General features: G+C 67.0%; 26 protein-coding genes. 17 read left to right on the plus strand and 9 right to left on the minus strand.

Translation table 11 applies throughout. The annotated features are described in order from the left end of the window. Positions 1 to 139 precede the first annotated feature (139 nt). Complete coding sequence (locus KLP42_RS20215; RefSeq protein WP_215568765.1) at positions 140 to 2,416, plus strand: FdhF/YdeP family oxidoreductase; 2,277 nt, start codon at positions 140 to 142, stop codon at positions 2,414 to 2,416. Here KLP42_RS20215 and KLP42_RS20220 read toward each other — a convergent pair. Next, positions 2,400 to 2,882: a DUF421 domain-containing protein gene (locus KLP42_RS20220; RefSeq protein WP_252193123.1), complete on the minus strand. Its 483-nt coding sequence runs from the start codon at positions 2,880 to 2,882 to the stop codon at positions 2,400 to 2,402. The genes KLP42_RS20215 and KLP42_RS20220 overlap by 17 nt on opposite strands. Before the next feature lie 180 nt (positions 2,883 to 3,062). Here KLP42_RS20220 and KLP42_RS20225 point away from each other — a divergent pair, with 180 nt between their 5' ends. Then, a complete protein-coding gene (locus KLP42_RS20225) occupies positions 3,063 to 4,310 on the plus strand; it encodes a cation:proton antiporter (protein ID WP_215568766.1) in 1,248 nt (415 codons plus the stop codon). Here KLP42_RS20225 and KLP42_RS20230 read toward each other — a convergent pair. Continuing rightward, on the minus strand, positions 4,279 to 5,310 hold the full coding sequence (locus KLP42_RS20230; protein ID WP_215568767.1) for an AI-2E family transporter: 1,032 nt from the start codon (positions 5,308 to 5,310) through the stop codon (positions 4,279 to 4,281). The genes KLP42_RS20225 and KLP42_RS20230 overlap by 32 nt on opposite strands. 243 nt (positions 5,311 to 5,553) lie before the next feature. On the opposite strand from KLP42_RS20230, the gene KLP42_RS20235 reads away from it, so the two are divergent. The 3 genes from KLP42_RS20235 to KLP42_RS20245 all read left to right on the plus strand — a co-directional run bounded on the left by KLP42_RS20235 (position 5,554) and on the right by KLP42_RS20245 (position 8,485). Next, positions 5,554 to 6,702, plus strand: coding sequence for an FUSC family protein (locus KLP42_RS20235; RefSeq protein ID WP_215568768.1), 1,149 nt, complete (start codon positions 5,554 to 5,556; stop codon positions 6,700 to 6,702). Positions 6,703 to 6,717: 15 nt separating this feature from the next. Further along, positions 6,718 to 7,212 (plus strand): GNAT family N-acetyltransferase, encoded by a 495-nt coding sequence (locus tag KLP42_RS20240; protein WP_215568769.1) that lies wholly within the window; start codon positions 6,718 to 6,720, stop codon positions 7,210 to 7,212. Between the two features lie 187 nt (positions 7,213 to 7,399). Continuing rightward, entirely contained in the window at positions 7,400 to 8,485 is a 1,086-nt protein-coding gene (locus tag KLP42_RS20245; protein ID WP_215568770.1) for a glycosyltransferase family 4 protein, read from the plus strand. Here the strand turns inward: KLP42_RS20245 and KLP42_RS20250 are convergent. Beyond that, complete coding sequence (locus tag KLP42_RS20250) at positions 8,447 to 9,922, minus strand: lipopolysaccharide biosynthesis protein (RefSeq protein WP_215568771.1); 1,476 nt, start codon at positions 9,920 to 9,922, stop codon at positions 8,447 to 8,449. The two genes, KLP42_RS20245 and KLP42_RS20250, sit on opposite strands and share 39 nt — an antisense overlap. 130 nt (positions 9,923 to 10,052) lie before the next feature. On the opposite strand from KLP42_RS20250, the gene KLP42_RS20255 reads away from it, so the two are divergent. The 6 genes from KLP42_RS20255 (at position 10,053) to KLP42_RS20280 (ending at position 13,820) form a co-directional block, all read left to right on the plus strand. Further along, positions 10,053 to 11,234 (plus strand): glycosyltransferase, encoded by a 1,182-nt coding sequence (locus KLP42_RS20255; RefSeq protein ID WP_252193130.1) that lies wholly within the window; start codon positions 10,053 to 10,055, stop codon positions 11,232 to 11,234. Between the two features lie 28 nt (positions 11,235 to 11,262). Next, positions 11,263 to 12,123, plus strand: coding sequence for a polysaccharide deacetylase family protein (locus KLP42_RS27165; RefSeq protein WP_215568773.1), 861 nt, complete (start codon positions 11,263 to 11,265; stop codon positions 12,121 to 12,123). 207 nt (positions 12,124 to 12,330) lie between these two features. Beyond that, positions 12,331 to 12,540 carry a cold-shock protein gene (locus KLP42_RS20265; protein WP_215568774.1) on the plus strand — a complete coding sequence of 70 codons (210 nt, stop codon included), beginning with the start codon at positions 12,331 to 12,333 and terminating at the stop codon, positions 12,538 to 12,540. A 170-nt stretch (positions 12,541 to 12,710) separates the two neighbouring features. Beyond that, positions 12,711 to 12,944 carry a hypothetical protein gene (locus KLP42_RS20270; RefSeq protein WP_215568775.1) on the plus strand — a complete coding sequence of 78 codons (234 nt, stop codon included), beginning with the start codon at positions 12,711 to 12,713 and terminating at the stop codon, positions 12,942 to 12,944. A 28-nt stretch (positions 12,945 to 12,972) separates the two neighbouring features. Further along, the gene (locus tag KLP42_RS20275) at positions 12,973 to 13,290 is read left to right on the plus strand and encodes a hypothetical protein (protein ID WP_215568776.1); all 318 of its coding nucleotides are present in this window, start codon (positions 12,973 to 12,975) and stop codon (positions 13,288 to 13,290) included. 146 nt (positions 13,291 to 13,436) lie between these two features. Beyond that, positions 13,437 to 13,820 (plus strand): YkgJ family cysteine cluster protein, encoded by a 384-nt coding sequence (locus tag KLP42_RS20280; protein WP_215568933.1) that lies wholly within the window; start codon positions 13,437 to 13,439, stop codon positions 13,818 to 13,820. Between the two features lie 61 nt (positions 13,821 to 13,881). On the opposite strand, the gene KLP42_RS20285 is transcribed toward KLP42_RS20280, so the two are convergent. Then, a complete protein-coding gene (locus tag KLP42_RS20285; RefSeq protein WP_215568777.1) occupies positions 13,882 to 14,520 on the minus strand; it encodes a pyridoxamine 5'-phosphate oxidase family protein in 639 nt (212 codons plus the stop codon). A 118-nt stretch (positions 14,521 to 14,638) separates the two neighbouring features. Continuing rightward, positions 14,639 to 15,625 (minus strand): MBL fold metallo-hydrolase, encoded by a 987-nt coding sequence (locus tag KLP42_RS20290; RefSeq protein WP_215568778.1) that lies wholly within the window; start codon positions 15,623 to 15,625, stop codon positions 14,639 to 14,641. 133 nt (positions 15,626 to 15,758) lie between these two features. On the opposite strand from KLP42_RS20290, the gene KLP42_RS20295 reads away from it, so the two are divergent. From KLP42_RS20295 to KLP42_RS20315, 5 genes are all read left to right on the plus strand, one after another. Beyond that, positions 15,759 to 16,655: a LysR family transcriptional regulator gene (locus tag KLP42_RS20295; RefSeq protein ID WP_215568779.1), complete on the plus strand. Its 897-nt coding sequence runs from the start codon at positions 15,759 to 15,761 to the stop codon at positions 16,653 to 16,655. A gap of 166 nt (positions 16,656 to 16,821) precedes the next feature. Beyond that, positions 16,822 to 18,168, plus strand: coding sequence for an O-antigen ligase family protein (locus tag KLP42_RS27295; RefSeq protein WP_215568780.1), 1,347 nt, complete (start codon positions 16,822 to 16,824; stop codon positions 18,166 to 18,168). Next, complete coding sequence (locus KLP42_RS20305; protein WP_215568781.1) at positions 18,116 to 18,934, plus strand: WecB/TagA/CpsF family glycosyltransferase; 819 nt, start codon at positions 18,116 to 18,118, stop codon at positions 18,932 to 18,934. Before KLP42_RS27295 ends, KLP42_RS20305 begins: the two co-directional genes overlap by 53 nt. A gap of 94 nt (positions 18,935 to 19,028) precedes the next feature. Continuing rightward, positions 19,029 to 19,556, plus strand: a complete 528-nt coding sequence (locus KLP42_RS20310; protein WP_215568782.1) for a cytochrome b — start codon at positions 19,029 to 19,031, stop codon at positions 19,554 to 19,556. Between the two features lie 60 nt (positions 19,557 to 19,616). Then, positions 19,617 to 20,465, plus strand: a complete 849-nt coding sequence (locus KLP42_RS20315; RefSeq protein WP_215568783.1) for a RibD family protein — start codon at positions 19,617 to 19,619, stop codon at positions 20,463 to 20,465. On the opposite strand, the gene KLP42_RS20320 is transcribed toward KLP42_RS20315, so the two are convergent. Genes KLP42_RS20320 through KLP42_RS20335 form a run of 4 tightly spaced genes read right to left on the minus strand, consistent with a single transcriptional unit; the run spans position 20,391 to position 23,713 of the window. Then, entirely contained in the window at positions 20,391 to 21,197 is an 807-nt protein-coding gene (locus KLP42_RS20320; RefSeq protein ID WP_215568784.1) for a class I SAM-dependent methyltransferase, read from the minus strand. The genes KLP42_RS20315 and KLP42_RS20320 overlap by 75 nt on opposite strands. Beyond that, complete coding sequence (locus KLP42_RS20325) at positions 21,194 to 22,261, minus strand: glycosyltransferase family 4 protein (RefSeq protein ID WP_215568785.1); 1,068 nt, start codon at positions 22,259 to 22,261, stop codon at positions 21,194 to 21,196. The genes KLP42_RS20320 and KLP42_RS20325 overlap by 4 nt, the downstream gene beginning before the upstream one ends. Beyond that, a complete protein-coding gene (locus KLP42_RS20330) occupies positions 22,258 to 22,656 on the minus strand; it encodes a 6-pyruvoyl trahydropterin synthase family protein (protein ID WP_215568786.1) in 399 nt (132 codons plus the stop codon). The genes KLP42_RS20325 and KLP42_RS20330 overlap by 4 nt, the downstream gene beginning before the upstream one ends. 16 nt (positions 22,657 to 22,672) lie before the next feature. Further along, positions 22,673 to 23,713, minus strand: coding sequence for a zinc-dependent alcohol dehydrogenase (locus tag KLP42_RS20335; protein ID WP_215568787.1), 1,041 nt, complete (start codon positions 23,711 to 23,713; stop codon positions 22,673 to 22,675). 157 nt (positions 23,714 to 23,870) lie between these two features. Here KLP42_RS20335 and ribA point away from each other — a divergent pair, with 157 nt between their 5' ends. Beyond that, positions 23,871 to 24,977, plus strand: a complete 1,107-nt coding sequence (gene ribA, locus KLP42_RS20340) for a GTP cyclohydrolase II RibA (protein ID WP_215568788.1) — start codon at positions 23,871 to 23,873, stop codon at positions 24,975 to 24,977. Positions 24,978 to 25,339: the final 362 nt, after the last annotated feature.

The raw sequence follows: 25,339 nt of genomic DNA on the forward strand, positions 1-25,339 counted from the left end.
GTGAAAAGCCCCCTCCCCCTTTGTGGGCGGGGGCCGGTCCGGCGGCCGCCAAATCCCCGCCAAATCCCCGCGCGCGCGGAACCTTGTCCCTCCCTTCCCTGTTGGCGGTGGATCAGTCACCAGAGCAGGGAGAAGCGCCATGGCCGACCACGACACCGTGAAATATGACGGACCGGCGGGGGGCTGGGGGTCGCTCCGCGGCATCACCCGCATCTTCGGCAAGGAATGGTCGACGCCGGGGGCGCTGGAAACGCTGGCCCGCCAGAACAAGCCGGGCGGTTTCATGTGCGTCTCCTGCGCCTGGACCAAGCCCGCCGACTATCACGCCTTCGAATTCTGCGAGAACGGCGCCAAGGCAACGCTGTGGGAACTGACCACGCGCCGCTGCACGCCGGATTTCTTCGCCCGCCACACCGTCAGCGAATTGCGGAAGTGGAACGATTACGACCTCGAGCAGCAGGGCCGGCTGACGCATCCGATGCGGCTCGACCGGGCCGAGGACCGCTATGTGCCCTGCTCCTGGGAGGAGGCGTTTGCCGCCATCGGCGCGGAGCTGAAGGGGCTCGATCCGAAATCGGTGGTCTTTTACACCTCCGGCCGCGCCAGCCTGGAAACCGCCTATCTCTATGCGCTATTTGCCCGCCTCTACGGCACCAATAACCTGCCGGACAGCTCCAACATGTGCCACGAGACGACCTCGGTGGGGCTGAAGAAGGTGATCGGCGCCTCGGTCGGTACCTCGGTCTTCGAGGATTTCTCCACATGCGACGCGATCTTCTTCTTCGGCCAGAATACCGGCTCCAACAGCCCGCGCTTCCTGCATCCGCTGCAGGAGGCGGTCAAACGCGGCTGTCGCATCGTCACCTTCAACCCGGTGCGGGAAAAGGGGCTGGTCTCCATGATCAACCCGCAGAGCCCGACGGAAATGCTGACCGGCGACGAGACGCCGATCTCCTGCCAGTACCTGCAGGTGAAGGCCGGCGGCGACATCGCGGCGATCCTGGGCATGTGCAAGCATGTGCTGGCGAAGGAGGACGAGGCGCAGGCGCGCGGCGACAGCGTTCTCGACCATGATTTCATCAATAGCCACACCCATGATTTCGAGGCCTTTTCCGAAAAGGTCCGCAACACCTCCTGGGAGGAGATCGAGGAGAATTCCGGCCTGACCCGCGAGGCGCTGCAGGCGGCCGGCCAGGTCTATGTGGAGGCCGACAAGGTGATCGGCATCTACGGCATGGGCCTGACGCAGCAGGTGCACGGCTTCGAGAATATCGCCATGCTGGTCAACCTTTTGCTGATGAAGGGCAATATCGGCCGCGACGGAACCGGAATCTCGCCGGTGCGCGGCCATTCCAACGTGCAGGGCCAGCGCACCGTCGGCATTTCGGAAAAGCCGAAGCTGGTGCCGATGGAAAAGCTCGCCCGCCTCTACGGCTTCGAGCCGCCGATGGAAAAGGGCCTCAACACGGTGGAGGCCTGCGAGGCCATCCTGTCCGGCGAGGTGAAGGGCTTTGTCAGCCTCGGCGGCAATTTCATCCGCGCCATTCCGGAGCGCGGCGCCATGGAGGAGGCCTGGCAGCGCATGCGCCTGACGGTGCAGATCGCCACCAAGCTCAACCACAGCCATCTCGTCAATGGCGAGGTCGCCTATCTCCTGCCCTGCCTCGGCCGCACGGAAGAGGACATGCAGGCAAGTGGTCCGCAGACCGTGACGATGGAGGATTCGTTCAGCTGCATCCACGGCTCGATCGGCCGGCGAAAGCCCGCCAGCGAACACCTGCTTTCCGAACTCGCCATCGTCGCCGGCATCGCCAAGGCAACCGTCGCCGCCAATCCGCGCGTGCCCTGGGACGAATGGGTCGGCGATTACGGCAAGGTGCGCGACCTGATCGAGGCCACCTATCCGGAGGATTTCCGCGACTTCAACAAGCGCATGTTCACGCCGGGCGGCTTCTATCGCGGCAACAGCGCCCGCGAGCGGATCTGGAAGACCGAAAGCGGCAAGGCGGAATTCACCGTGCCGAAGCAATTGTCGGCCACCGGCTTCGAGGACCGGCCGGGACGCTACCGGCTGATCACGTTGCGCAGCAACGACCAGTTCAACACCACGATCTATGGCTACAGCGACCGCCTGCGCGGCATCGAGGGCACGCGGGACGTGCTGCTGATCAATCCGCGCGAGATGCAGCGCGCCGGCCTTGCGGAGGGCGAGGTGGTGGGGCTCGCCTGCGATGCCGATGATGGGCGCGAGCGGGCCGTGACCGGGTTGAAGGTGCTGCCCTTCGACCTGCCGGATGGCTGTGTCGGCGGCTATTATCCGGAGCTCAACTGGCTGATCCCGCTGTCGCACCACGACATCCAGTCGAAGACGCCGGCGGCGAAATCGGTTCCGGTGCGCATCATCCCCGCAGGATGACGCTGAGCGAGCCGTCGCTTTCGAGGATCACCGCCGCGACATCCTCGATCTGCCGTCCGCCATTGGCGCGGACGGCCCCCAGCACCTCGTCCTCGGTCAGCCGCTGCCGCCGCAGTGCGCCACTGCAGAAGCGGCCATCGCGGGCGACCAGGCTCGGTTCGGAGCGCACCAGCCGGGCAAAGGCCGGGGCGCGCACCGACAGGAAGGCCACGAGATATTGCAGGCCGATCAGCAGGCCCAGCGCCACGCCCCCCTCGGTCAGGGCGATGCTTTCCTGCAGCAGCACCGCCGACAGCGTCGAGCCGAGCGCCACCGTGACCACCAGATCGAAGGCATTCAGCTTGGCGGGCGTCCGCTTGCCGGAGATGCGCAGGAACAGCACCAGCACCCCATAGGCCAGCGCGCCGACCACCAGCGTGCGCACGATGCCCTGCCAGTCCTGAAAAAACATGTCCGCCCAGTGCATGTGCCGCTCTCCCTGCCTGTCCGCCGGTCCATCTGCCCGCCAGTCGGTCTGCCAATCGGATTGCCAGTCGGTCTGCGCGTCTGGCGGGAACGGATGGAACCGGGGCCGGGGCCGGAAAGTTCCTGAAGTCCCGCCCGCCGCCATGCCTTTGCCCCTGCCCCCGCCCCTGCCGGAGATGCCATGCTCTCGCCCCTCGAACTGATATCCGTCCTGCTTGCGCTGACCGCCCTGTTCGGCTGGCTGAACGAGCGCTTCCTGAAACTGCCGGAAACCATCGGCGTGCTGGTCATGGGGCTTGCCGCCTCGCTTCTGCTGCTCGGGGCCGAATACGTATTTCATCAGGTCGCGCTGTTCGGGAACGTGGCGCAAATCGTGCGGCAGATCGATTTCCGCGAGGCGGTGCTGGACGGCATGCTGGCCTTCCTGCTGTTTGCCGGTGCGCTGCATGTGGATTTCAGTGCGCTGCGCGACCGGGCCTGGGTGGTGGCCGCCATGGCCAGCATCGGCGTGGTGCTTTCGACCCTCCTCGTCGGCACCGGCTTCTGGCTGCTCGGCCAGTGGCTCGGCACGCCGCTTCCCTTCGTCTGGGCGCTGGTCTTCGGCGCCCTGATCAGCCCGACCGATCCGGTGGCGGTGCTTGCCACGCTGAAATCCGTTCAGGTGCCGGCCTCGCTGGAGGCGGACATGAGCGGGGAATCGCTGTTCAACGACGGCATCGGCGTTGTGGTCTTCACCATCGTGCTGACCATTGCGACGGGCGAAGGCCACGGCGCGGCGGGCTTCAGCGGGGCTGCCCATCTTCTGGCGCTGGAGGCGTTCGGCGGCGGTGCCATCGGCCTTGCCGGCGGCTATCTCGCCTTTCTCGCCATGCGAAGCATCGACAACTATTCGCTGGAGGTGCTGATCTCGCTGGCGCTGGTGGCCGGGCTCTATGCGCTTGCCTCGCGGCTCGGCATGAGCGGGCCGATCGCCGTGGTGGTGGCCGGCCTCTTCGTCGGCAATCGCGGGCCGCAGCGCGCCATGAGCGATCTGACCCAGCGCTATCTGTTCGGCTTCTGGACGCTGACAGACGAAATCCTCAATGCGGTGCTCTTTCTGCTGATCGGGCTGGAAGTGCTGGTGCTGAGGCTCGATCCCTCGCTCGGCTTCCTGCCCTTCCTGGCCATTCCGGTGGTGCTTCTGGCGCGGTTCGTGTCGGTGGCAACCCCGCTTGCGCTGCTGTCGCGCTGGTACGGCTTCGTGCGGGGAACGCTGGCGACGCTGACCTGGGGCGGGCTGAAGGGCGGCATCTCGGTGGCGCTGGCGCTGTCCATTCCCGAAGGCGAGCACAAGTCGATGATCCTGGCCGCCACCTATACGGTGGTGGTCTTCACCATCATCGTGCAGGGGCTGACCCTCAGGCGGCTGGTCCAGCGGGTCGTTCTCTAGCATTTGCCGGGCCGCGCTCCAGCACGTCGCGCACGTAAAGCTCGCGCACCAGCACGATGGCAAGCGCCGTCAGCGGCGTGGCGAGCGCCAGCCCCAGGATGCCGAACAGCACGCCGAGCGCCACCTGCACCGACAGCACCAGCGCCGGCGGCAGATGCGTCTCGTGTCGCTGGATCATCGGGGTCAGCACATAGCTTTCCGCCGTCTGCACCGTCACATAGACCACCACCACCCAGACCAGCATCACCGGCTCGTCCGTCAATGCCAGCGACAGCGCCGGCAGACAGGCAATGATCGGACCGAGATTGGGAATGAAGGCAAGCAGCGCCGCGATCAGCCCGAGCAGCATCGGCAGCGGCAGGTCGATCAGCCACAGCCCGAGCGCCGTCAACACGCCGACCGCCAGCATCGAGAAGAACTGCGCCCTCAGCCAGTGGCCGAGCCGCGAGATGGCGCGGTCGATCACCTCCTCGCCGCGGCCGCGCTGCCCGGGCGGCAGCAGCATCAGCAGGCCCTTGCGGTAGACGGCCGGCTCCAGCGCGCCGTAAAGCCCGATGAACAGGATGATGACGATATTGCCGAGCCCGCCGAAGGTGGTGGAAACCGCCGAGGTGGCGGTGGAGCGGAAGCTGCCGGTCATCAGCGTTTCCGGCGAGATCCGCGCCAACAGCTCCTGGCCCCAGCGATATTCGCCGAGCCATTCCTCCAGCCGCTTGACGGCATCGGGAATGGCGCGCGACAGCTGGTCCACCTGCTCGGCGACCGAGGGCGTGAACCACAGGCCGAGCAGCACCAGCGACACGGTGATCGCCAGCGCGAACAGCATCACGCCTACCCGGTCGCCAAGGCGGGTCAGCCGTCCGATCCGCGCGCCGCCCGCATGCAGCATGATGGCAAACAGCAGGCCGGCAAACACCAGGAACACGACGGTCGGCGCAACGATCAGCGCCAGCAGGGCGACAAGGCAGAGAACGAGAACGGACAGGCGGGTGCGCGACATGCAGGGCTCCGGGTGGGTCCCCGGTCGAACGTGCCGGACCCGGTCAGGTTCCATGCGCATGGAGCGGCGCAAGGCCATCCGGGCGCCACCAAGGCGTGCGGCGGACGACTGGCGGGGGCCGTCGGGGAGGCATCAGGGCGGGCGGTGCGGGAACCGCAGGCCGTGTGGCCAGTTGAACAGGCCACGGCCCGAGCCGCCGGGAAGCGGCGGCTGTCACCGCCCCCTTGCAGCCAGAAGGCCCTCATGACCGCCCACGACGCCCATCCCGCCTTTAGCCGACGGTCCCGGATCCCTGCTGCCGGCCATCGGCTGGCAAGGCTGCTGCGGACGGTCGACACGGTGGCGCTGCGCGTTGCACTGCAGGCGGCAGCCGCCGCCGTTCTTGCCTATCTCGCCGCCAGCCTTTCGGGCCTGCCGCAGCCAAGCTGGGCGGTGTTCTCCGCCCTCTTTACCGTGCAGTCCAGCCTGGACGGCACGATCGGCAGCGCGATCTTCCGCATTGCCGGCGGGGCGCTCGGCCTTGTCGTCGGCCTTGCCGCCATCGGGCTTGTCGGCACCGGCGGCTGGCTGACGGTGGCAACCCTTGTGATCGGCATCCTGCCGATGGCGCTGCTTGCCGGCCTGAGGCCGAACCTCAGCTACGGGCTGGTGACGGTGACCATGCTGATCCTCGCGCCGGGGCTTGAAGTGCTGGCAAACGCGCTGCTGAAGGCCACCGAGATCGGGCTCGGGGCGCTGTGCGGGGCCGTTGCCGCCACTCTTCTCCTGCCGCGCAGCGCCCGCCATGCGGAGGACCGGCATCTGGCGGTGGCGCTGCGCCAGCTGGGCGCGCTGATGGAAAGGGCGCTGCTCGACATGGCGCGCGGCAGGCGCCACGACGCATCGCCGCGCCACAAGGCGATCGGCGAGGCCCTGCAGGCGGCTCGCGACACCGCATCCGCCGGCCCGCATTTCCTGCCCGGCGGCCGCACCCGGCGCGCGCGCGACAGGCTGGTCGGCTGCATCGAACGGCTGTGGTACACGCTTTCCATCCTCGACCGGCTGCAGCAGGCCTTTGCCCCGGCACCGCTGCCGCGCGAGGCGGCGCGGCCGATCGCGCGGCTGGCGCAGGATTGCGGGCGGCTGATGCGCCAGCTGGCCGGCAGCGTCGAGCGGGCAAACCGCCCGGCTCCGCGGCGCCTCGACCTGCCGCGCCACGACGACCTCGACTGGATGGAGCTGCATATCAGCCGCTCCCGCAGCGAGGCGCAGAAGCTGGACATCCTGCAGTTTGCCGGCCATCAGCTGCTGGAGGATATCGAGGCCATGGTCAAATCGGCCGCCGCGGTATACCCCTTGCCGGACAGAGAGACCGCAGGCGAAGGCGCGCCAGGCGCGCCGGACCACCGATGAGGAAGGCAGCAGCGCATGGACATGCTCGTCAAGCTTTACGACCTGAAGCCCGATCCGCAGATCGACCGGCGCATGGCCGAACAGGGGGTGACGATCCGCCGGGCGCTGCCGCCGGAACTTTCGGCCATCGGAGAATGGATCGCGCCGCGCTTCGGCAAGGGCTGGGTCAGCGAGATGACGGTGGCGCTGACGCGCAGCCCCGTCTCCTGCCTGATCGCCTCGCAGCAGGGCCGGCTGATGGGCTTTGCCTGCTACGACGCCACCATGCGCGGCTTCTTCGGCCCGACCGGCGTGGACGAGGCCGCACGCGGCAAGGGCATCGGCCAGGCGCTGCTGCTGAAGACGCTGCTGTGCATGGCCGAGGCCGGCTATGCCTATGCGGTGATCGGCGGAGCCGGACCGCAGAGCTTCTACAAGCGCAGCGTCGGCGCCACCCCGATCGAAGGCTCCGAGCCCGGCATCTATCGCGGCATGCTGAAATCCTCGAAGCCGGATGGCGTTTCCAGCTGAGGCTTCAACGCTTTCTTGGCAAAGCCGGGCGTAGAACAGGGGGAACCGCAGCAGGGCCGCCGGCGTTTCCGGTCCCGGCTGGCGATAGCGTCACGCCGTTTGCGATCGAGCCTTCATGACAGAGCCATTTCCGGCGCCCCCTCAGATCCCCTCCAGGGCCTCCCCTCAGGTCTCCCCGGAAGCGCCCTTGCCGGCCACGCCGGCGCGGGTGCTGCAGCTTGTCACGCATGACAAGCTCGGCGGCGTGCGCGTGCTGGTCGCAATGGTCAGCGAGGGGCTTGGCGAGCACGGCTATCTGGTGGAAGAGCGCGCCCTGCAGGTGCCGGGGCGACTTGCGACGCTGGCCAACATGGCCGCCCTTGCCCGCGATATCCTTGCCGGCCGCTATCACGTCATCTTCACCTATCAGGCGGCGGCCTCGATCTTCGGCAATGGCTTCGGTTTCCTGCGCAAGGTGCCGGTCCGGGCTGCACATCACACCGCATCGCCGGAAGGCATTCGGCCGCACTGGCGCCTTCTCGACCGCGCCTTCGGCACGCTCGGCCTCTACACGCACCTGATCATCAACTCGCAGGCCACCCGCGCCGCCTTTGCCGCATGGCCGGAGCGCTACCGTGCCCGCTTCGTCGACATTCCGCATGGCGTCGATCCGCTGCCGCCGGCGGCACATCGCATCGACTGGCGCAGGCGCCTTGCCATTCCCGCCGGCCAGCCGCTGCTGGTGGCGACCGGCCGGCTGGTGGACCAGAAGGATCATGCAACGGCCGTGAGGGCGCTGACGCAGCTGCCCGAGGTGCATCTGGCCATTGCCGGCGACGGGCCGCAGGACAAGGCACTGAAAACGCTTGCCGTCTCGCTTGGCGTGCAGCACCGCCTGCATCTGGCCGGGCCGCTGAAGCGCGCCGACCTCGGCGATCTGTTCGAGGCGGCCACGCTCTATCTGTTCCCCTCGCGCTGGGAAACCTTCGGGCTGGCGGGCGTGGAGGCGGCCATGGCCGGCCTGCCGGTGGTGGCCGCGGATCTGCCGGTGCTGCGCGAGGTGCTTTCAAAGAGCGAGGTGGCGACGAATGCCGCCATGACCCGTTTCCACGCCGTCGGCGACGATGCGGGGCTGGCCTCGGCGGTGCTGGACCTGCTGCGCCACCGCCCTTCGGCCGAGATGCGCCACCGCTTCGCGGCCGATCACCGTCGCCACCACAGCCGGCAACGCATGCTGGCGCTCTATGCCGATTTCCTAGAGGCCGCGCTTCGGCAGAAGGCCAAGCAGCGGTGAGGCGAGCTTCTGCGCCATGGCGCTGAGGTTGAAGATGTTCCAGCGCATCGCAAGAACAAGGCTCGCCACGCCGATGGCGAACACGCAGAAAACCGTGCCCACGGCCGGGCCGAACAGCGCCTGCGCCTCCAGCCCCCCGGCAAGGATCGCCCCGCCGACGCCGAGCAGAAGCCCGCCGCGCAGCCAGTCCACCGGCATGCGCAGCGCCTTCGGCGCGCCGACGACATAGACGAGGAGTGCGGCTGCCTGGCCGATGGCGAAGGCGAGCGCGGCGCCATGCGCCCCCATGGCATCGATCAGCAGCAGGGCGGCTCCGGCCGCGGCGGCGATCATCACCAGGGAGGCGACGAGTTCGATCAGCGAGGAGGCACCGAGATAGATCACCTGCCCGAAATAATGGGCGCGCAGCACCAGAAGCGCATTGCCGACGAGAAGCGCCGGCAGCACGTCGAGCGCCATGTCGAGATAGGCCGGCGCCAAGACGACGCTGAACACCAGCCTTCCGAGCAGGATGAAGGCCACCGTGCCGAAGACGACGACGAAGGCCTGCGAGACGAAATCGCGCTTCAGCACGGCGCGCGCCGCCTGCGTCTCGCCGCGCATCATGTGGATGCGGGCATGGGCGACATAGCCGGCGCTGATGGCTTCCGCCAGCACGAGGAAGGTCTGCTTCATCAGGTCCATCACCGCGCCATAGGGGGCAACCGTTGCCGCATCCGTATGGTGCTCGAGCAGGATGCGGTCGATGTTCATGGCCGCGGCCGAGGCGCCGAAGGCAATCGCCAGGGGCCAGCCATAGCGCAGCATGGCGGCGATTTCGGCGCCGAGCGGCTGGCGCAGTCCCCCCTGCCGCAGCGAGCGGGCAAAATGCACATAGACCGGCACCGCGCCCAGCGCATAGCCCAGCCCGACCGCCACCAGCAGGGCGGCCGGTTCGTGGAACAGGATGAGGCTCGCACTGCCGAGCAGCAGCGACAGCACGCTGCGCGAAATTGTTGCGATCGCCACCAGCCCCGGCTTCAGATGCGAGCGGCTGACCTCGGTTCCGGCAAAATGCAGCGCGAGGCAGAGGGCAAGCACGGCGCTGCCCCAGGCGATGTGGCCTTCGAGAATGCCAAGCCCCGCCAGCGCCCCGATGGAAAGCAGCGCCGGCGCGAGCGCGAGTGCGGAAATGACGACAAGCGACAGCGCGAAACGATCCGCCGCCTCCTGCCGGAAGGTGCCGAAATGGGCATAGACCGCCCATTGCACCGTGAGGCTGTAGACGATGAAGCAGATGGAAAAGCCGATCAGATACTGGCCGTAGAGATCCGGGCTGGACAGCCGCGTGAACAGTGCCACCGACAAGACATTGACGATGGCCGCGACCGCCCGGCACGCCAGGTAGATCGAGACGTCGCGTTCGCCGGATTGCGCGCTGTTTACCGTGTCCGCCATTCGCCTAAAATTAGTGTTTTCCGTCTAGCTCTTGCGTCCGGGCCACCCGTCCGCTTCCGGTCGTGCGCCCTCATCTATCAGGAAGCGCTTAACATCCTGTCGCGGAGGAAGGATACCGAATTTGTCCGGCATGGCTAACGCGGCGCGCGGCCGCCTTGCCTTCCTGGTGCGGGGGCTCGATGGCGGAGGGGCGCAGAAGGATGCGATCCTGATGGCCAATGCGCTGTCCGCCCTCGGCATCGCCACCGCCATCGTGACGCTTCAGGCAAGCGGGCCGCTGCGCGCGCTGATTGCCGATGCGGTTGCGCTGATCGATCTCGGCGCCGGCCGCAAGCTGCGGCTGGCGCTGGCGGGCCCGGCGCTGCGCCGCCTGATGCGCGAGAGCCCGCCGCGGGCGCTGATCGCTTCCGAGGCAGGCGCCAATGCGCTGGTCTCGCTGGTTGCCTCCACCATCCCGCGCCGGCGGCGCCCCTTCATCCTGCTGCGCGAGGTGGCGACACCCTCTGCCGCACTGACGAACGATCCCTACTGGCAGAACCGGCTGGGTTATCGCCTGGCCCCCTTCACCTATCCGCGCGCCGATCTGGTGACCACCTTCACCGAGGGCGCCAGGGGGGATCTGATCACCCGCTTCCACGTGCCGGCCTCCCGTATCGTCAATCTCGGCACCAATACCGTGGTGACGGCCGACATGCGCCGGCAGATCGCGGCGATCCCGCGCCGGGTGCGGCCGGGCGCCATCGTTTCCGTGGGACGGCTTTCGCCGGAAAAGGGCTTTTCCACGCTGCTTGCCGCCTTTGCGCGGCTCGCCCCCCTCCACCCGGAGGCGACGCTGACCATTCTCGGCGAGGGGACGGAGCGGCTGGCGCTGGAGGCCGAGATCGCAAGGCTCGGCATCGGCGATCGCGCCCGGCTCGCCGGTCATGATCCGAACCCGGTGGCGCGGCTGCGCGAAGCGGCACTCTTCGTCTGCGCCTCCACGCATGAAGGCCTCGGCAATGCCATCGTCGAGGCGCTGGCCTGCGGCGTGCCGGTGGTGGCAACCGATGCGCCCTATGGCCCGCGCGACATCCTGGCCGGCGGCCGCTTCGGCGCTCTGGTGCCGGTGGGCGATGCCGCCGCACTTTCCGCGGCCATGGCCGCCACGCTCGAAAACCCGCCGGACAGCGCCCTTCTGATGCACCGCGCCGGCGACTTTGCCGTCGAGGCCGCCGCCCTTCGCTTCCGCACCGTGCTGGAAGCCGCGGGCCTTGCGCTCGACACCAACCCCGCAACAGCCATGGAGAGCGAGGCAGACACGCGCCGGAGCTGACGGCCGCCTGCAGATCGAGGATGGAAGCATGAGAATGATGAAGGACGAGACCGGGCGCGGCATGCGCGATGCATCCCTGAAGGAAATCCTGCATGGGGTTTCCCGCAAGATCGGCCGGCACATTCCCTTCCGCCCGCACTGGCTGAACCTGCCGGAAGCCACCATTGCCTTCACCTTCGACGATTTTCCCGTCTCCGCCTATGAGACCGCGGCCCCCGTGCTGGAAGCGGCCGGCATGCGCGGCACCTTCTATCTGGCAACCGGCCTGATGGGCCGCACCGAAAACGGCCAGCCGATCGCAACCGCGGCCATGGCTGCCGATCTTGCCGCGCGCGGCCACGAGATCGGCGGGCACACCCATGGCCACATCAACGTGCAGCGCACGCCGCGCGCCGCCCTTCTTGCCGATGTGGCCGAAAACGAGCGGGAGATCCGCCGCATCACCCGCACCGCTGCCCAACCCTTCGCGCCCCCTGTCGCCCCCGCCCTCGCCGGCCCTCTTGCCGCGCCCGGGCGCCCCTTCTCCTTCGCCTATCCGTTCGGCATGGTCTCGACGCGCTCGAAGCTTGCGCTGATGGGCCGCTATCCGGGTCTGCGCGGCATCGGCATCGGCATCAATCACGGCCTGGTCGACCTTGCGCACCTCAAGGCGCAGGAGCTTTACGACACCGCGCAGGACCGCCGTTCGCTCGGCGCCCTGCTGGACGAGGCAAGAGCCCGCCGCGGCTGGCTGATCTTCTACACCCATGACGTGCGCGAAAACCCGACCGCCATCGGCTGCTCGCCCGCCCTCTTCCGCGCGGCCGTGGAGGAGGTCGCAGGACGCGGCATGCGGGTGGAAACCGTCGCCGAGACGCTGGCGCGGATCGGCGCAAGGCAAGGGGGGTGACGCCGCCCGGCGCCTTCAGCGAAAACTAAAGTTTGACTTTCCGGCCCGGCCGGCCTATCTGAGAGCTATCGATATTTTCTTGCCGAGATTTGTTTGCTGCGCGATTGGCACCGCGTGTTGATCGACCCTCTCTTTAAAGCATCGTTATCACCATCCGCGGCGCGCTTTCGCGTTGCGGTCCCCACTATTGCTATGAAAGGGTTTATCATGACCACTGGCACCGTAAAATGGTTCAATTCCACCAAGGGCTTCGGCTTCATCCAGCCTGACAATGGCGGCGCAGACGCCTTCGTTCACATTTCGGCCGTCGAACGCGCCGGCATGCGCGAGATCGTCGAAGGCCAGAAGCTCTCCTACGACCTCGAGCAGGACAGGAAGTCCGGCAAGATGTCGGCCTGCAACCTGCAGGCTGCCTGAGATCGGCCTCTGCTTTCCTTTGACCACGGATGAACTGGCACTGCCGAAAGCAGAGAGCATGGTCCGGCCCGACGGATGCGTCGGGTCGGGATCGGCTCGGCACCATGAGGTCAGGCCTACGCGCCTGGCCTTTTTTCTTTCTGCATGTTGCAGCAAACCGGAAAGTCACCATGAACGAAAAGCACAGCAAGGCGCGGCAGACCGCGGAGAAGGCATTCAGCAGGACCCGCGTCGAGACCGCCAGCCGCGAGCGTGCCTTCCAGGAGGTCGATACCATCGATCTCGCCCGCCAGGTGAAGACGTCGCGCCTCAGGGCCGCCCGTCTGGCCAGGGAAGCGCTGGAAACCGCGCGCGCCGAAGGCGAAGGCTCGGTCAGGGGTGCGCAAGGCTGCAAAACCCTGTAACATACGCACCAACAGGAACCTCAAGACCATGAACACCCATGTGCCCACCGTCATTCCCGATATCGAGCTGACCCCGACGCAACTGCGGGGGCTGAAGCTCGCCAAGGATGGCGACCTCCATCCGCAGGAAGGCAATCGCTGGACGCATCGCGATGCGACCGTGACCTATGCCCGCACCGACCGTTTCAAGGAACGGCCGATCAAGGTGAAGTTCACCACCACGGCGATCGTCACCCTGCTGCGCGATGCCGGGCTGATCCGCGAACTCGAAGGGGAAGCCTCCGAGGCCGGCCGCCCGCACGGCATCACCATGGCCGGCAAGATGTGGCTTCTGAAGCATAAATGAGCCGGACGACCGCGGCGACAGAGCGGGAAACGCCGTCTCCCGCCGATGCCTGTCCGGATGCCGGGGCCGCCGACGCGCTGCCCCCTGCCTCCACCCGTCTCGCCGCCCATCTGGCCACCCGGCTGCCCGACCACTGGGCCGCCCACATGGCCACCCACTGGACCGCCGACTGGGCCCCCGATCGGGCCCCCGAATGGACCGAGCCCACGGCGACCGGCGAAGCGGACGACGCGGCAGAACCCCGGCCGGACTGGAACTGCCAGACCTGCGGCGCCTGCTGTTCCTATTCCGCCGAATGGCCGCGCTTCACGCTCGAAACCGATGAGGCGCTGGCGCTGATCCCGCCGCAATTCGTCGCCGCCGACGAGCGCGGCATGCACTGCGAGGACAATCGCTGCTCGGCCCTTGCCGGCAAGGTCGGCGAACATACCGCCTGCCAGGTCTATGCCGTGCGCCCCGAGGTCTGCCGCGACTGCCTGCCCGGCGACCATGCCTGCCGCACCGCGCGCGCCGCACACGGGATAAGGTAGGCGGAGTGCCTTCGGGCCGGTCTTGCAGGGTTCTGCCCCGCACCAGCGCCGGCAGGCGGCATCAGGCGCCTCCGTCGGAAGATTCACGCCTATCCAGCCGCCGGCGCAGGCCCGTATTCTCGGCTTCAAGCCTTTGCAAGCGCTCGCGAAGCGGAGCCACGGCCTGTTCGACCTGCTGCTCGGTATACCGCGGGGTGATGTGCTGCGGGCAGTTCCAGTCGAACGCCTCCAGCCGAAGCCTGATGATCCGTTCCGCCCTTCCCCTGTAGGTCGCGTCCGAAACCATATCCGCGAGGTGCGGGTCGGCGTCGAGCGTCAGTCGCTCCACATGCGCATAGATCTTCAGCCTCGCCCGTCGCACATAATCCATCAGGAACAGGCAGGTCCGGTCGTTGGCCGCGAAATTACCGGCGCTGATATACTGCCGATTGCCGCGATAGTCCGCGAACGCCAGCGTCTGGGGATCGACGATCTTGAGGAAGCCGGGCTTTCCGCCGCGATGCTGAACATATGGCCAGCCCGTTTCGGAGACTGACGCCATGTAGAAGCTGTCACGCGCGGCGATGAAGGCGATCTCGGCCTCCGTGAAGCTGTCGGAGGGGCGGTCGTGCGCGCCCATCCATATTTCCTCCACCCCCATATCCGCCTGAGCGGCACGGACACTTGGCGTCACGGCGACCTCGAGGAAATGATAGGGCATGTCCGATCTCCCTGCACCGGCAGACCCGCATCATCGGTTGTCGATGCGGGGCCGGTCCGTCATTGGCAAGCCGAGCCGCAGCCCGGCACATTCTATCCTTCAGCCCGTCGCGCGGCTCTCAATCCTGCAGGGCCCAGTCTGCCACGTCCCAGCGCATCCCGCCACGTTCGGCGACGATACGACCGAGCCCGGGGAAAGGCATGTGCGTGGCAGCGATGAGCGCGCCCTCCGACGCCGCACGCGGAAAGAAGCGATCGCGCATGGCTTTCGCAGCAGCCCGATCCTGCTCGAACAGGAAAAACACATCGGTCGCGGCCGGATGCACCACCGGAAAGACCATGTCCGAGACCATGATCAGGCTCTTGCCGCCATCTTCGATCCGCACGCCGATATGGCCGGGTGTATGGCCGGTGAGATCGACGATCGACACGCCACGCACGATCTCGCGCTCCCCGTCGATTGCCTGCAGCCTCGGATAGAGCCGGACAATCTCCTCGGCCATCCTGAAACTGGTCTGCAGATAATCCGGTGCGCCGCTGCGCTTGGCGGGATCGGTCCAGTGGCTGACATCGCGACGATCGATGTAGAGTTCGGCCCTGGGATAATTGTTCTTTCCGCCCAGAACCAGCCCGCCCATGTGGTCCTGGTGCATGTGCGTCACGATGATCGCATCGATATGGTCCGGCGTCAGGCCGAGCGTCGCCAGCGCCTTGGGTAATCGGCCTGTCTGGCCGATGGAGCCGGCCGCGCCGGCATCGATGAGGATGCGGTGTTCACCGTCCTCGACCAGATACTGATTGAAGAGAAACCGCACGCCGCTCTGGCGGGCGGTAGACTGCGCAACGGCCGCCTTCTCCACGTCTGCCGGGCTGCGCCCCGGAAAATAATCATAAGGCATGTCGGCATAGCCGTCGGTCAGGGCTGTTACCGTGAAACGGCCGATGCAAATCTGCGCGAGCGGCGTCACGCCGACAGGCGTACTTGCGGCCGCCTGCGTCGCGGCAAGGGCAGAGACCGGTTCTGCCGTTAGTCCCCCCAAAAGGCTGCCGCCGAGAAGGCCGAGCGGAAGCGCTGTTGCAAAGGCGCGGCGGGAAAGCTGAGGCATGACGTATTCCTCCTGATCATCCGAGGCGGGGAGCAGGGCTGCGCCCCTTTAAGGAAGAAAGCGTATGACATCCACAACCGGCAGGATATGATACTCATTCGGGAAGTTTATTCCCGTTTTCTGGAAGGATGACATGGACCGGTTTGACGCGATGTCCGTGCTGCTGGCAGTGGTTGATGCCGGCAGTCTCTCAGCCGGAGCGCGGCGGCTGAATGCGCCGCTCGCCACGGTCAGCCGCAAGGTCTCCGACCTCGAAAAACATCTCGGCGCGCGGCTGGTGCTGCGCACGCGCCGGGGCCTGACCCTCACGGAAGAAGGGCGCGCCTTCGTCATCGCATCGCGTCGTATCCTGGACGAGCTGGACGCAGCCGAACGACAGGCGAGCGGCGATTACGGCGCGCTGCGTGGCGGCCTGCACGTGACCGCCCCGATTGTGTTCGGCGAGCGCTTTCTCATGCCCATCCTGCCGGAATTCCTCAAGGAACAGCCGGACATCAGCCTTCGTCTCAACCTCGTCGACCGTCAGCTCAGCCTCGCGGATGAGCATATCGACGTTGCCGTGCGGATCGGACACCTGACCGACAGCGCGCTTGTCGCGACGCGGGTGGGGGCGGTGCGCCGCGTCCTCTGCGCAAGCCCCGACTATCTCGCCCGCCATGGTGTACCGCGCAAGCCAGACGACCTCGCCCGTCACGACGGCATCAGTTTTCAGGGATTTGCGACGGCGCCCGAATGGCGCTATCGGCGGGATGGTGCAGCCTTTGCCGTCGAGCCACGCCCCAAGCTTTCGGTCAATACGACAGAGGCTGCCATTCAGGCTGGTCTGGCGGGCATCGGCATTATCCGCGTGCTGTCCTATCAGGTCGCCGAATATCTGGGTTCTGGCGCTCTCACGGAACTGTTGCCGCAATTCGCGCTGGAGCCGCTGCCGGTCAATGTTGTGCATGGGCCGGCCGATCCGCTGCCGGCCAAGGTGCGCTGCTTTCTGGACTGGGTTGCGCCGCGCCTGCGCACGCAGATGGCATCGTGACAGTGCCACCGGCCCAGAGTTGCAAGGTGCCGACGGAAGGCCTTTGCACTTTTTAAACCATAAGCTGTTTCACTGATCGCGACGGAGCCTGCCGGGCGGGTGGGCCGAGGCGGAGCCGGGTTCCGCCACCGCCCATCTTGCCCTTGCCCCACCGGAGCCGTTCGCCGTGCCGACATCCCTTCCGCCGCTGCCGGACAGAGCCGAGGCGGATTCAAATGGTGGTGCGAAACTGCTGTTTGCCCTTGTCGGCCTGTTCTACTGGATCACGCTGACCCCCTTTCCCGATCTCCGCATCGATCCGGTTCTCGTCAAACCCGCCGGCTGGTCGCAGATGCTGGCGGCAATCCTGTTCCTGGTCCTGATCGCCCATGCGCTGCGGCCGCAGATCCGCGCCATGGTGGTGCGGCCGTGTGCCTTCCTCTGCCTTCTCTTCGGCTGGTTCGTCTTTTCCGCCGCCGTCTCGCCGGACATGGCAAGCGCGCTGAAGCGCATCATGATTGCAATGACCGTTACCGTCAGCGCCAGCATCTTCCTGATGCTGCCGCGTGATGAGCGGCAGTTTGCCCGGCTTGCGGGCGCAGGCGTGATGCTGGTCCTCGGGCTCTGCTATCTCGGCGTTTTCGCCTTCCCAACCCGCGCCATCCACCAGGCCACCGATTTCCTCGAGCCGCAGCATGCCGGCCACTGGCGCGGGCTCTACATGCAGAAGAACGAGGCGGGCGTGGCAATGGTGCTGATCACCTTCGTCGGGCTTTATCTCGCCAGCGCCTGGTCGAAGCGCATCGGCTATGGCATCGCTCTTGCCGCCGTCGTCTTCCTGCTGCACACCGGCGCCAAGACCTCAATGGCCATGCTGCCGGCCATGCTCGTGCTCTCCACCCTGGTGGAACGCTTTCCCCGCACCCGCCTGCCGATCGTCTTCGGCGGCGTGGCGCTCCTCAATCTTCTCACCGTCGGCGTGGTGGCGATCCGGCCGATTCGCGATTTCGTGCAGTCGCTCGGCATCGATGCCACCTATACGGCACGCGCCGACATCTGGCTGCTGGGACTGGACGCCATCGCGCAGCGTCCGATCACCGGCTATGGCTTCGACGGTTTCTGGCAGACACCGGCGCTGGAGAACAGCACGCTGTCCATCGCCACCTGGGCGGTGAAGGCGGTGGATGCGCACAATGCCTATCTCGATGCCGCCATCAATGCCGGCCTGCCGGGTCTCGCGCTGATGCTGGTCTGGGTTCTTCATCTTCCGTTGCGCCACATCGCCAAAGCGCAGGAAAGGAACAATTTTAACGCTCTGGCACGCCTGTTCTTAAGGGTATGGTTATATTCGATTTTCCTCGCGGGTCTGGAAAGCGTCTTCCTGACGCGGTCCGGCCCGGTCTGGTTTTCCCTGTGCGTGGCCCTGTTCGGCCTGGGCTATCAGGCCCGCTGCCACGCCGCCGGGGCAAGGAGGAACGAACATGCCGACCATCAAGCGTTTGCCAAGCGCCCTGCCGGAGTCCACCCGCTGTGAGAAGGAAGCGGGCGCGACGCTGTTCGGCATCCACTTCAGCAGGCTCGATATGGAAGCGCTTGTCGACCGCCTTCGCGACCAGGCGGTTCCGCGCGGCACCGGTCTGCGGCTGCTCGTCACGGCCAATGTCGATCACATCGTCAACCTGCGCCAGAATGCGCGCTTTCGCGAGGCCTATCGCTTTGCCTGGAAGGCGGTGGTCGACGGTACGCCGGTCTTTCTCTATGCGCGGCTGCGCGGCCTTGCCCTGCCCGGCAAGGTGACGGGTTCGGACCTTTTTCCGCGGCTTATCGAAAACCTCGTGCCCGGCACGCATCGCCTGCTGCTCGTCTCGCCGCAGGAGGAAACCAGCCGGCGGCTCTACCAGCGTCTGCAGAATCTCGGCTTCACCGATCACATCGTCATGACCGCACCGCCCGATTTCGAGGAGGACAGGCGGTTCAGCCACTGGCTGATCGCCGCCGCACGCCGCCAGCAGACCACGCATCTGATCCTCGGGCTCGGCGCGCCGAAATCGGAGATCTGGCTGCACGAGCACGCCCGCCAATTGCCGGATTGCTACGGCATGGCGCTGGGGGCGGCGCTTGAATTCTATGCCGGCACCAAGCAGCGCGCGCCGCTCTTCCTCCGCCGCGCCGGCATCGAGTTCCTGTGGCGGGTGATCTGCGAGCCCCGGCGGCTGGCACGCCGCTATTTCGTCTCCTCCTGGTCCTTCTTCCGCGCCATCGCGGAGGATCGCAAGGCCAGCCGGGCGAGAAAGCCGTGAGGCTCTTCGCGAGGAGTTGATCGGCCCTTCGCCGCATTGGCCGATCCAGACCGGCCGGGATGGCGTACACTCCCCCGCCAAGAGGGAGAGGAACATGCATCAATTCCGGGAGGAAACCCGCTACCCGGCCCGTCTGCGCGCCCTGCACTGGCTGGTGGCCATGCTGGTGCTCGGCGTCTGGCCGCTCGGCTATCTCATCCGCTTCACCCGCGACGAGGTGAAGCTCGATTTCTACCTGCTGCATGAAAGCCTGGGCTTTCTGGTGCTGTGGCTGATGCTGCTGCGCATCGGCGCGCGGCTGACGGCGCCTGCCGTACCGAAGGCGGCGCCGGGGCTGGAAGGTGTTGCCGCGCGCGCCGTGCATGGCCTGCTCTACCTGCTTCTGGTGGTGATGCCGGTCAGCGGTTTCCTGGCCACCAATGCCCACGGTTTTCCGCTGTCCTGGTTCGGCCTCCTGCCCGTCTGGAGCCCGATCGGCAAGGCGCCCGAGATCGCGCCGATCTTTTCCGCCATCCACGCCTGGAGCGCATGGATCCTGCTTGCGACTTTCGCGTTACATCTCGCGGGCGTGTTCTATCATCACCTCATCCGCCGCGATGCCACGCTGTTTCGCATCCTGTGAGGCGAAGGCGGCAACGCGCACGATCCCAGACTGCAACAGGACGACCGGAAAGACGCCATCATGCGCACCATCAAGATGACCGAGACGATCTGGGCGAGCCTGCTTGCCATGCGCGCGCGATCGCCGGCACCGAAGGCCGCCAACCCGGCGCTGGAACTCTACGGCCCGATTGCCGCTGCCGAAGGTCCCTTCGTGCTGGGCCAGGTCGGCCAGTCGCTGGATGGCCGCGTGGCGACGCCGGCCGGCGATGCGCGCGATATTTCCGGTCCCGACGGGCTTGCCCATCTGCATCGCTGCCGGGCGCTGGTCGATGCCGTCATCGTCGGCATCGGCACGGTGAAGGCCGACAATCCGCGTCTTTCGGTGCGCGAGGTGAAGGGACCCGATCCGGTGCGGGTGGTGATCGATTGCCATGGCGAGCTGACCGGCGAGGAAGGCCTGTTCCATGATTGCGGCGCGCCGGTGATCCTCATCCAGTCGCGCGAGGCCAGGACAAGGGTGCGCGGTGCCGAAGTGATCCGCCTGCCGCTCGGCTCCTCCGGCCTCTGTCCGCAGGCCATTCTCGATGCCCTTGCGGAATGCGGGCTCTCCCGCATCCTGGTGGAAGGCGGCGCGCGCACGCTGTCCCGCTTCATCGATCAGGGCCTGGTCGACCGCCTGCATGTGGCAATCGCCCCGCTGATCATCGGCTCCGGCCCGACGGGCATTTCGCTGCCGCCGATCGAGGCGCTTGCCGAAGCGCAGCGCCCGGCCGCCAAGGTGTTCAACCTCGGCAGCGACATCCTGTTCGACTGCGCACTGAAAGCCCCGGTGGCGGCGGGCCTTGCCGCCGGTTCAGCCCGGCGGCAGGGCCAGAAGGTCGAGATGCCCCACCTCGCACCCGCCGCGCTCGCCCCGGACATAGGCTAGGCGGAAGGCCATCCATTCGCCGATCACCTCGGCCGGCAGCGTCCCCACCTCCAGCACCGGATCGACCATGCCGCGCAGGAAGGCGATGTGCAGGTCGGCCTCGGCCGCGCCGATCCGCCACGGCGTCTGCGCGGTTTCCACCCGGTAGCCATTCGCCAGCAGTGCGGCGGAGAGATGCGGCACCGCTTCCGGACCCAAGGCCGGGCCAAGCCCCTTGTCGCTCAACTGGTGGCGGTTGAAATCGCCGAGCAGGCGGGAATCGAGCGGGTGCGGCCGCGCCCAGCTGACCTTGCCGTCGTAATTCAGCACCGCATAAAGCCCGATGCGCCGCTCCGCCAGCCGCGCCACGAAGCGATCCACGAAGGCCGCCGAAGCAAGGTCGAAGAAGGCCGACGCCGTGACCATCGACACGCCCTCATCCGGCAGGCTTTCCACGCCATTGAGGTCGCGGGCGAGGAATTCGACGTTCCCGCCGGCCAGCCGGCGCTCGGCCTCGGCAAGCAGCGCCGGATCGTGATCGAGCAGCCGCCAGCGGCTTTGCGCCGGCAGATGCCGGTTGAGGCTGCGATAGGTGGACCCCGTGCCGCAGCCGATATCGAGCAGCGTCACCGGCCCTTCGGCAGCCGCCCGCGCGGAGAGGAAAGCGATTGCCTTGTCCAGAAGAACCGGGCTGCGCGCCGCCTGATCGGCCGGTTCGCGCAGGGTCAGCCATTTGGCGTCGAAGCCGCTCATGAAATGCCTTTCGGAATGCCGGCCGCAAGGCCGGTGAGGAGACGGGACACGATTGCGGCGGTATCCTGCCAGGCAGGCAAATTTAAGCCCGCGACGCGCGCAGCCTCGGCAAATTTGCGGCGCTCCTGCGGCGAAGAGAGAAGCCGGCGAAGGGCCGCGGCAAAGGCTGTCGGATCATCCGGGGCAACGAGCAGCCCTGCCCCCTGCGGCACCACCTCCGGCACAGCGCCCGCATGGCAGGCGACCACCGGCAGCCCCTGCGACAGCGCCTCGGCAAACACCATGCCATAGCCTTCATAGCGGCTGGCAAGTGCAAAGAGATCGCCGGTCGCCATCAGCGCGCGCGCATCCGGCCGGTCGCCGAGAAAGGTGACGCGGCCGGAGAGGCCGAGTTCGTTGCACAGGGCGTAAAGTGCCTGCGCCGTTTGCGGATCGAGGTCGCGGCTGCCGGCAATCGAGGCGCGCCAGTCGAGATCGGTGATCCGGGAAAGCGCCTGCAGCAGCGTGTCGTGGCCCTTGCGGCGGGTCAGCGTGCCGACCGAGACGATGTGCGGCGGCTCGTTTCCGCCCGGCGCCAGTGGACCGGGTTCGGTTCCCGGCAGGGCAACGGTGATCCTGTCGTCCGGCACGTCGTAGTTTGCGACAAGTTCGCGCGCCGTCATCGGCGAGGTGACGATGACATGGCGGGCAAGCGAGAGCGCGCGGATTTCCGAGGCGCGAAGCGTGGCCTGCGCGTCCCCGGAAAGCCCGGTTTCCAGCGCCAGCGGATGGTGGACGAGGGCAAGGATCGCAAGCCGCCCCGCCTCGCGTGCGGCCCAATCCGGCAGTACGCCATAGGCCAGCCCGTCGATCACCACCAGCCGCCCGTCCGGCAGGGCGGACAGGCGCTCTTCGGCGCCACGCAGTTGCTCGGCATCGGGCGCAGGAAAGCCTTCGCCGAGCGAGAGCGGCTCCACCGCCCAGCCGAGCGCCGACAGGCCGACGATCAGCTGGCGGTCATAGGCATAGCCGCCGGTGTTGAGATCGAGGCGGCCAGGAAAGGCGAAGGTAAGCGGCGTCCTCACAGATCGGCCTCATACCAGCCCCGCGCCGCATGGCTTTCGTTAAGCAGCACGCGCAGGCGGCAGATGCGGCCGCTGCCCGGCCCGAGGCTTCCCTCCGACACGGCCTGCCTCAGTTGGTCGAAAATGTGCTTTGCCAGCACCTCCGTGGTGGTGATCTTCCCCTTGAATACCGCAAGCTCGTCGAGGTTCTGGTAGTTGAGCGGCTTCAGCACGGAGGAGAGAACCTGCGTCGCAAGGCCGATGTCGACGGCGAGCCCGTCCTCGTCCAGCTCGCGGGTGAAGAAGGCGGCATCCACCACGAAGGTTGCCCCATGCATGCCCTGCGCCGGGCCGAAGACGGGCCGCGGCAGGCTGTGGGCAATCATGATGTGGTCACGGACTTCGACAGCAAACATGCGTTCTTTTCTTCCTTTAACGATCGCAGGGATAGGTGATGCGGTGGCAGAGCGTGGCGGCCTGTTCCACGATACGGGGGTAATCCGCTGCCAGATCAGCAAAGCGGCTTTCGCCGGAAATCAGCGCGTCGAGACGCGGATCGGACAGCAGCTGCAGGGCCTTGTCGAGGCGGCGACGGAAGCTCCAGCGGGCGCGGCGATGGGCGGGAATGCTGCCGACCTGCGAGGAGACGATTGCGAGCCGGCGCGAATGAAAGGCGCCGCCGAGCGGCAGCGTTGCGCTGCGCGCGCCATACCAGCTCGCCTCCACCAGCCGCGCTTCCGGCCCGGCGAGATCGATCGCCCGCGACAGCGCCGCCCCGGAGCCGGAGGCATTCACCACCACGTCGAACTCGCCTTCCACATGGTCGGCCAGCGAAAAATCAAGGCCGAGCGCCGCGGCAAGGCTCGCCCGCTCCAGGTCGCGGTCGATCAGCAGCACCTCGGTGCCGGCGATCGAGGCGGCAAGCCGCGCCGTCAGCGCGCCGACCACGCCGGCGCCGAACACCGCGACGCGATCCCCCGGCTGGATCAGCGCATCCCAGACGATGTTGAGTGCGGTTTCCATGTTGGCCGCCAGCACCGCCCGTTCCGGCGGCAGATCCGGCGGCAGCGGCACCACGGCCTCCGCCGGCACCGAAAACAGATCCTGATGCGGGTGCAGCACGAAGACGGGCCGGCCGAGAAGTGGTGCCGGCCCCTCCTCCACCCGGCCCACCATGGCGTAGCCGTATTTCACCGGAAATGGAAAGGCGCCGCCCATGTGCGGCCCGCGCATGCGCTCGTGCTCGCTGTCGGGCACCAGGCCATGAAAAACGGTGGCTTCCGTGCCGCGGCTGATGCCGCTGTAAAGCGCGCGCACCAGAACGGGGCCTCTCATGCAGTCTGCCTCGCCGCCCGCAGGCCGGTCGAAGGTCAGCGGTTCCTGGCGCAGCACCGCCTTGCCCGGCGCCTCGAACCAGAGGGCGCGGGCGATGCGGGCATCGGTGCGGGGCAGGCGGTCCGGCGGGTTGTCCATCGGTCTCCTCGGCTTTTCGGCGGTGGTCCGGTCGGCAGGATGTAGGGCATGCGGATCAAAAGGCGTCGGTGTCCCGCATCAAATTTAATTTATATCTCCCTGCGATCCGTTGCCTTCGGCGGGGCGTAGCGCCACCTAACAAGACAAGGAGGCCAGCATGACAGCCAAGAGCCCATTTTCGCTTGAATTTTCCGATCCCGCCATGGAGGTGGAGCGTGCCGTTTCCGAGCTGCGCTACGGTCGCCCCGTGCTGTTCGGCAACGACACGCGCCAGCTTGCGGTGCTGGCGCTCGATGCCGTGTCTCCCCAGGTCTTCGGCCAGTTTGCCGAAGCGGTGGGCGACAGCCATGAACTTCTGATCACCCGCCAGCGTGCCACGCGGCTCGGCCTGCGGACCAATGGCGACGTGGCGGTGCCGCTTGCCGGCATGAGCTTCGACGAGGCCTCGCGGCTTTCCTATGCGCTGGAGGCGAAGATGCCGGCGCGCGTGCGCCCGGCCGAGGCGCTGCTGTCGTCTTCGGCGGAGCTTGCCCGCACGGCGCTTCTGCTGCCGGCCATGGTGGCGGCCGATGTCACCGACCTTGAGGATCGCTTCAGCGCCTGCTGCCGCCTGCATGCCGACCGGCTGATGCGGCTCTCGCCGGCACGGGAAAACTTCCAGAAGGTGGTCGAGACGCGCGTGCCGCTGAAGGATTACGGCAATGCCCAGTTCGTCGTGTTCCGCGGCGGCCTTGCCCAGAAGGACCAGGTGGCGATCGTGGTCGGCAAGCCGGACCTAAACAGGCCGGTGCCGATCCGAATCCATTCCTCCTGCATCACCGGCGATCTCTGCGGCTCGCTGAAATGCGATTGCGGCGACCAGCTGCGCAACGGGCTGGAGCTTCTCGAACAGGCCGGCGGCGGCGTGCTGCTCTATCTCGACCAGGAGGGCCGCGGCACCGGCATCGGCGCCAAGATGCGCGCCTATGGCTACCAGCATCGCGGCCTCGACACCATCGATGCCGATGCGGAGCTTGGCTTTGCCGAGGATCATCGTCGCTACGAGATGGCGGTTGCCATGCTGCGGCTGCTCGGCATCGGTGAAGTGGTCGTCTATACCAACAACCCGACCAAGATCGCGGCACTCAAGGCCGGTGGCATCGGCGTGCATGCCCGCACCCCGGTTCTCGGCCGTGTCACGGCGGAAAACGAGAACTACCTGCGCACCAAGACGCTGCGGGCCGGCCACATGCTGGACATCGAGACGCTGGTCGCGGCGGAGTAAGGGTGACGGGTGGGAGAAAACTCTCATCCGCTCGCAAGGCCACTCCAGCCTCAAAAGACCCCTCCACAAAAGAGGGAGGGGCCAACCCGGCGGAAACGCTGTTTCCCATTGAACCAGGTCTGCATGCCAACGGAACGAACAAGCCCGTTTGTTCGGTTGGTTCTGATACCGGGCGGGGCGGCCCCACACGGGGTCTTCCCCCTTGTGGGGGAGATGGCGGCAGCCAGAGGCGTTCTTGAGGGCGGCAGGCGGACAGGATCCGGAAATGACACTCCGCTCGTTGCCGACAAGCCGAGGAGAGGCGGAGGTCAGTCAAACGGGATTGTTCACCATCCGCATGAAGGCCAGTCGCCGAAGCAATA

The sequence above is a fragment of the Rhizobium sp. CSW-27 genome, assembly GCF_018760785.1.
Taxonomy (GTDB): Bacteria; Pseudomonadota; Alphaproteobacteria; order Rhizobiales; family Rhizobiaceae; genus Neorhizobium.

Excerpts from the sequence above, each read along its gene's own strand:
- KLP42_RS20215 (WP_215568765.1), top strand. The coding sequence starts at position 140 with ATGGCCGACCACGACACCGTGAAATATGACGGACCGGCGGGGGGCTGG.
- KLP42_RS20220 (WP_252193123.1), bottom strand. The coding sequence starts at position 2,882 with ATGCACTGGGCGGACATGTTTTTTCAGGACTGGCAGGGCATCGTGCGC.
- KLP42_RS20225 (WP_215568766.1), top strand. The coding sequence starts at position 3,063 with ATGCTCTCGCCCCTCGAACTGATATCCGTCCTGCTTGCGCTGACCGCC.
- KLP42_RS20230 (WP_215568767.1), bottom strand. The coding sequence starts at position 5,310 with ATGTCGCGCACCCGCCTGTCCGTTCTCGTTCTCTGCCTTGTCGCCCTG.
- KLP42_RS20235 (WP_215568768.1), top strand. The coding sequence starts at position 5,554 with ATGACCGCCCACGACGCCCATCCCGCCTTTAGCCGACGGTCCCGGATC.
- KLP42_RS20240 (WP_215568769.1), top strand. The coding sequence starts at position 6,718 with ATGGACATGCTCGTCAAGCTTTACGACCTGAAGCCCGATCCGCAGATC.
- KLP42_RS20250 (WP_215568771.1), bottom strand. The coding sequence starts at position 9,922 with ATGGCGGACACGGTAAACAGCGCGCAATCCGGCGAACGCGACGTCTCG.
- KLP42_RS20255 (WP_252193130.1), top strand. The coding sequence starts at position 10,053 with ATGGCTAACGCGGCGCGCGGCCGCCTTGCCTTCCTGGTGCGGGGGCTC.
- KLP42_RS27165 (WP_215568773.1), top strand. The coding sequence starts at position 11,263 with ATGAGAATGATGAAGGACGAGACCGGGCGCGGCATGCGCGATGCATCC.
- KLP42_RS20265 (WP_215568774.1), top strand. The coding sequence starts at position 12,331 with ATGACCACTGGCACCGTAAAATGGTTCAATTCCACCAAGGGCTTCGGC.
- KLP42_RS20270 (WP_215568775.1), top strand. The coding sequence starts at position 12,711 with ATGAACGAAAAGCACAGCAAGGCGCGGCAGACCGCGGAGAAGGCATTC.
- KLP42_RS20275 (WP_215568776.1), top strand. The coding sequence starts at position 12,973 with ATGAACACCCATGTGCCCACCGTCATTCCCGATATCGAGCTGACCCCG.
- KLP42_RS20280 (WP_215568933.1), top strand. The coding sequence starts at position 13,437 with ATGGCCACCCACTGGACCGCCGACTGGGCCCCCGATCGGGCCCCCGAA.
- KLP42_RS20285 (WP_215568777.1), bottom strand. The coding sequence starts at position 14,520 with ATGCCCTATCATTTCCTCGAGGTCGCCGTGACGCCAAGTGTCCGTGCC.
- KLP42_RS20290 (WP_215568778.1), bottom strand. The coding sequence starts at position 15,625 with ATGCCTCAGCTTTCCCGCCGCGCCTTTGCAACAGCGCTTCCGCTCGGC.
- KLP42_RS20295 (WP_215568779.1), top strand. The coding sequence starts at position 15,759 with ATGGACCGGTTTGACGCGATGTCCGTGCTGCTGGCAGTGGTTGATGCC.
- KLP42_RS20305 (WP_215568781.1), top strand. The coding sequence starts at position 18,116 with ATGCCGACCATCAAGCGTTTGCCAAGCGCCCTGCCGGAGTCCACCCGC.
- KLP42_RS20310 (WP_215568782.1), top strand. The coding sequence starts at position 19,029 with ATGCATCAATTCCGGGAGGAAACCCGCTACCCGGCCCGTCTGCGCGCC.
- KLP42_RS20315 (WP_215568783.1), top strand. The coding sequence starts at position 19,617 with ATGCGCACCATCAAGATGACCGAGACGATCTGGGCGAGCCTGCTTGCC.
- KLP42_RS20320 (WP_215568784.1), bottom strand. The coding sequence starts at position 21,197 with ATGAGCGGCTTCGACGCCAAATGGCTGACCCTGCGCGAACCGGCCGAT.
- KLP42_RS20330 (WP_215568786.1), bottom strand. The coding sequence starts at position 22,656 with ATGTTTGCTGTCGAAGTCCGTGACCACATCATGATTGCCCACAGCCTG.
- KLP42_RS20335 (WP_215568787.1), bottom strand. The coding sequence starts at position 23,713 with ATGGACAACCCGCCGGACCGCCTGCCCCGCACCGATGCCCGCATCGCC.
- ribA (WP_215568788.1), top strand. The coding sequence starts at position 23,871 with ATGACAGCCAAGAGCCCATTTTCGCTTGAATTTTCCGATCCCGCCATG.